This window comes from Desertihabitans aurantiacus, from assembly GCF_003344635.1.
Classification (GTDB): domain Bacteria; phylum Actinomycetota; class Actinomycetes; order Propionibacteriales; family Propionibacteriaceae; genus Desertihabitans; species Desertihabitans aurantiacus.
The window spans coordinates 1-4,789 of record NZ_QPKK01000279.1; the positions used below are offsets into that span (position 1 = coordinate 1).

Below are 4,789 nucleotides of genomic sequence, written 5' to 3' on the forward strand. Positions count from 1 at the left end.
CGGAGCCGGCGCCGGCGCTCGAGGCGGACGCTGGAGCCGCCGGGACGCCGGCCGGGTCGGGCGCACGCGCCGGGTCGTCCGGATCCGCGGGGGCGCCTGAGGCGGCGCCGCGCCGGGCGGCGAGCACGAGCACCAGCGCGGCCGAGGACGAGCACGGCGCGATCCCGCTGGGACCTGGATCGACCTCGGAGCCGGCGGGTGAGTGAACCGACCGATCCTCCCGCGGCGCGCGAGCTGAAGATCCAGGTCCGCCGCGCCGACGGCGTCGGGACGTTGTCGTGGCGGCTGGCGACCAGCAGCGAGGAGCTGGCCCGGGCGCTGAGCGCGGTCGGCGACGACGCGATCCTGGGCGGTGAGCTGCGCCGGCTGGAGGTCAGCCTGCCCGCCTCGGACCGGGTCGCCCGCCGGGCCGTGCTGCGGGCGGGGTTCCGCCAGGAGGGGGTGCGCCGGCTCGCGCTGCGCACCGGCGCGGACAGCTACGAGGACGTCGTGCTCTACTCCCGGTTGGCCAGCGACGTGGTGCACGGCGCCACCGGCTTCTCCGGGGTGATGAACTCCACGCTGCCGCGGACCCGGGTGATCGCGCACGTGCTGTTCCGCCGCGCCGACGGCCGCTTCCTCTTCTGCACCACCACGTTCAAGGAGGACTGGGAGCTGCCCGGCGGTGTGGTCGAGCCGCGCGAGTCGCCCCGGGCCGGCGCGGTCCGCGAGGTGCGCGAGGAGCTCGGCATCGACGTCACCCTCGGCCCGCTGCTGGCGGTGGACTGGCTGCCGCCGTGGCTCGGCTGGGACGACGCCGTCGAGCTGATCTTCGACGGCGGCGAGCTCGACGAGACCCAGATCCGCAGCTTCCAGCTCGAGGCCCACGAGATCGCCGAGGTGCACTGGTGCACACCCGAGGAGGCCGCGCCGCACCTGCGTCCCGGCGCCGCCCGCCGCCTCGCGCACCTCGTCGCCTCCCCCGGCGGAACGCACTACCTCGAGGACGGCGCTCCCCCGACCTGACCCGCCCCTGATGAGCCGAGCCCGGAGCTGAGACCGATGACGGCCGGGCGGCACCGCAGGTGACGACCAGCGCGCCGAGCGTCGGTCCCAGGGACCCCAGCACCGTGGCGGCGACATCGCTGGTGCGTCGTCGCACCCTGGCCCGCGCCGTCGATCTCTTGCCCTGTTACATCGACAAGTGTCAAGATAGACACCCGTCGATGTAGGAGGACTTGTGGCCGCCCAGGACACCGCACGAGCCCAGGTGGCGACCCGACGACTGTCGACGCTGGACCGGTGGTTGCCGCTGTGGATCGGGCTGGCGATGGTCGCCGGGCTGGTGCTCGGCCGCTTCATCCCCGGCCTCTCCGACGGACTCGCCGCCCTCGAGGTCGGCGGGATCTCGGTCCCGATCGCGATCGGGCTGCTGGTGATGATGTACCCGGTGCTGGCCAAGGTCCGCTACGACAAGGTCACCGCGGTCACCGGCGACAAGGGGCTCCTGGTCAGCTCACTGGCTCTCAACTGGGTGCTGGGGCCGGCGCTGATGTTCGCCCTGGCCTGGATCTTCCTACCCGACCTGCCGGAGTACCGCACCGGGCTGATCATCGTCGGTCTGGCCCGCTGCATCGCGATGGTGGTGATCTGGAACGACCTGGCCTGCGGTGACCGGGAGGCCGCCGCGGTGCTGGTGGCGATCAACTCGGTCTTCCAGGTCCTGGCGTTCTCGGTCCTGGGCTGGTTCTACCTCACCGTCCTCCCGGGCTGGCTCGGGCTGGACACCCAGGGCCTGGACGTGTCCATCGGCAAGATCGCGCTCAACGTGCTGGTCTTCCTCGGCGTCCCCCTGGTGGCCGGGTTCCTCTCCCGGTTCCTGGGCGAGCGCGTCCGCGGCCGGGACTGGTACGAGAGCAGCTTCGTCCCCAAGATCGGCCCCTGGGCCCTCTACGGGCTGCTGTTCACCATCGTGCTGCTCTTCGCCCTGCAGGGGGACCAGATCACCTCCCGACCCCTCGACGTCGTTCGGATCGCGGTCCCACTGCTGGTCTACTTCGCCGTGATGTGGTTCCTCGGACTGGCCCTCGGCAGGGTCCAGGGCCTCGGTTACGCCCGCTCCACCACGCTCGCCTTCACCGCCGCCGGCAACAACTTCGAGCTGGCCATCGCGGTCGCGATCGGCACCTTCGGCGCCACCTCCGGCCAAGCCCTGGCCGGCGTCGTCGGCCCGCTGATCGAGGTCCCGGTCCTGGTCGGGCTGGTCTACGTGTCGCTGCGGCTGGCCCGCCGCTGGTTCAAGACCGACCCGTACCACCAAGAGTCAACGACGACGACGGAGGTCCGCTCATGAGTGCACCCGTGGAGACCCGACCCCTCGAGGTCTGCGAGCCCAGCCCCGACAGCCACTCCATGGCCATGGAGTCCGCCACCGCGCTGGCCGGGGTGCTCAAGGCCCTGGCCGACCCGGCCCGGTTGCGGATGGTGTCCCATCTGGTCACCAGCGAGGGCGGTGAGGCGTGCGTGTGCGACCTGGCCGAGCTCACCGACGTGTCCCAGCCCACCGTCAGCCACCACCTCAAGGTCCTCAAGCGCGAGGGGATCGTGGAGTCTGAGCGACGCGGCACCTGGGTCTGGTACCGCCTCACCCCCGGGCTGCGCCAGCCGGTCACCGACCTGCTGGACCGGCTGGCCCCCGCTGTCCTGACCGCGGTCCCGCAGACCCCCACCGCCCCGCTGCTGCACGCGGACCGGGCACTGGACCACGTCATCGACGACCTCACCCGCCGCTTCCCCCACCAATCGGCCGAGGTGGTGCAGCGCACCGTGCGCGAGTCGTACACCGGCCTCTCCCGCACCGCCACCGTCCGCTCCCACCTGATCTCCCTCACGGAGCGGTTCGCCCGCCAGCGCCTCACCGACCTGGGGCGGGACCGCGCCACCGCAGTCCCGCAGGTGCTGTTCGTCTGCGTCGCCAACGCCGGCCGGTCCCAGCTCGCGGCCGCGCTGGTGCACCACTACGCCGGTGACCGCGTCGTCGTCCGCTCCGCCGGCTCCTCCCCCGCCGGTGCAGTCCACAGCAACGTGGCTGGCCTGCTGGCCGAGCTCGGCACCAGGTCCGCGGACATCTTCCCCAAGCCCCTCACCGACGACGCCGTCCGTGCGGCCGACGTCGTCATCACCATGGGCTGCGGTGACGTCTGCCCCGTCGTCCCCGGCGTCCGCTACGAGGAGTGGGCCGTGGCCGATCCCGCCCTGGCCACCCTGGCCAGCATCCGCGCCGACCTCGACCGCCGGGTCCGGGGTCTGCTGGCCGACCTGGTGCCCGGGCTGGACCTGTCGAACCGCTGACCACCACCCATCCAGGAGCATCACGTGTCTGAATCCCGCGCTTCCGTCCTGTTCGTCTGCGTCCACAACGCCGGCCGGTCCCAGATGGCCGCGGGATTCGTCCACGCCCTCTCCGGCGGCGCGGTCGAGGTCCGCTCCGCCGGCTCCATGCCCGCCGAGCAGATCAACCCGGCCGCGGTCGAGGCCATGGCCGAGGTCGGTGTCGACCTGCGCGGCCAGCAGCCCAAGGTCCTCACCGAGGAGGCCGTGCAAGGCTCCGACGTCGTCATCACCATGGGCTGCGGGGATGCCTGTCCCTACTACCCCGGCAAGCGCTACGAGGACTGGCAGCTCGACGACCCCGCCGGTCAGGGCGTCGAGGCCGTCCGCGCCATCCGCGACGAGATCCGCCGCCGCGTCGAGGAGCTCCTCACCTCACTCGACGTCACCCCAGCCGCCACCTCCGCACACTGACCCTCCCCACCAGGAGCCCCGACATGTCCACACCCTCCGTCCTGTTCGTCTGCGTCAAGAACGGCGGCAAGTCCCAGATGGCGGCCGCCCTGATGCGCCACCTGGCCGGCGACTCCGTCACCGTCGCCTCAGCCGGCACCCGCCCCGGCAGCAAGCTCAACGCCGAGTCCGTCGCCGCCCTCGACGAGCTCGGCGTCGCCACCGCCGGCGAGCACCCCAAGCCCGTCACCGACGACCTGCTCGACGCCGCCGACCTGGTCGTCCTCCTCGGCACCGAGGCCCAGCTCGACGACCCCCGCGGCACCCCGGTCGAGGTGTGGGAGACCGACGAGCCCTCCGCACGGGGCGTCACCGGCATGGAACGGATGCGCCTGGTCCGCGACGACATCGCCCAGCGCGTCGAACAGCTGCACACCCGCCTCACATCCTGACCACACCGGCAGCCCGCTCGGAGCGCCAGGTCGACATCGAGCGGCCCCGGTGACAGGAGATCCGAGCAGCCCCTCTCGTCCGTCGGAGCGGGCATCGCGCTCACGCGTGGGACGAACCGGTCAACCCGATCAGCGTTCCACTGCTGCGGCGAGCCGCCTGCCTGACCTGTGCGCCCCAGACACCGCCGAGCGGCGAAGGATCAGAAGAGCGCCGTCGTCAGCGCCCGCCGGGCCTTGAGGACCCGCGGGTCGTTGCCGCCCACCGTCTCGAACAGCGCCAGCAGGCGCTTCCGGGCGGCCTCCCGCTCGTCGCCGGCGTGGTCGCGGATGAAGGCGATGAGCCGCTCGAAGGCCTGCTCGGGGGTGCCGGTCACCACCTCGACGTCGGCGGCGGTCAGCTGGGCCTCGAGGTCGTCCGGCGCGGCGGCCGCGGCGGCGAGCACGGCCTGCGGGTCCGCGGCAGCGGTGCGCGCCAGCAGCCCCGCCTGCGCCTTACCGGCCGCGGCCTCGGCGTCCCTGGGATCGGCGGCCAGCAGCTTGTCGAACTCGGCCTCCGCGGCGGCGAAGTCACCGCG

General features: G+C 72.8%; 6 protein-coding genes. 5 read left to right on the forward strand and 1 reads right to left on the reverse strand.

Going from position 1 to position 4,789, the window contains the following annotated elements; all coding sequences use genetic code 11:
* Positions 1–198: 198 nt before the first annotated feature.
* The 5 genes from DVA66_RS17160 (at position 199) to DVA66_RS17180 (ending at position 4,214) form a co-directional block, all read left to right on the forward strand.
* Positions 199–1,005: an NUDIX hydrolase gene (locus DVA66_RS17160; protein WP_232822038.1), complete on the forward strand. Its 807-nt coding sequence runs from the start codon at positions 199–201 to the stop codon at positions 1,003–1,005.
* 214 nt (positions 1,006–1,219) lie between these two features.
* Complete coding sequence (gene arsB / locus DVA66_RS17165) at positions 1,220–2,332, forward strand: ACR3 family arsenite efflux transporter (protein WP_114561157.1); 1,113 nt, start codon at positions 1,220–1,222, stop codon at positions 2,330–2,332.
* Positions 2,329–3,330 carry a metalloregulator ArsR/SmtB family transcription factor gene (locus DVA66_RS21740; protein ID WP_114561158.1) on the forward strand — a complete coding sequence of 334 codons (1,002 nt, stop codon included), beginning with the start codon at positions 2,329–2,331 and terminating at the stop codon, positions 3,328–3,330. Before arsB ends, DVA66_RS21740 begins: the two co-directional genes overlap by 4 nt.
* A 24-nt stretch (positions 3,331–3,354) precedes the next feature.
* Entirely contained in the window at positions 3,355–3,783 is a 429-nt protein-coding gene (locus DVA66_RS17175; protein ID WP_114561159.1) for an arsenate reductase ArsC, read from the forward strand.
* A gap of 23 nt (positions 3,784–3,806) precedes the next feature.
* Positions 3,807–4,214, forward strand: coding sequence for an arsenate-mycothiol transferase ArsC (locus tag DVA66_RS17180; protein WP_114561160.1), 408 nt, complete (start codon positions 3,807–3,809; stop codon positions 4,212–4,214).
* Between the two features lie 200 nt (positions 4,215–4,414).
* On the opposite strand, the gene DVA66_RS17185 is transcribed toward DVA66_RS17180, so the two are convergent.
* The coding region (locus DVA66_RS17185) for a tetratricopeptide repeat protein (protein ID WP_157974083.1) at positions 4,415–4,789 on the reverse strand (375 nt) is incomplete at its 5' end.

Coding starts and splice junctions, on each gene's coding strand:
- DVA66_RS21740 (WP_114561158.1), top strand. CDS start 2,329: ATGAGTGCACCCGTGGAGACCCGACCCCTCGAGGTCTGCGAGCCCAGC.
- DVA66_RS17180 (WP_114561160.1), top strand. CDS start 3,807: ATGTCCACACCCTCCGTCCTGTTCGTCTGCGTCAAGAACGGCGGCAAG.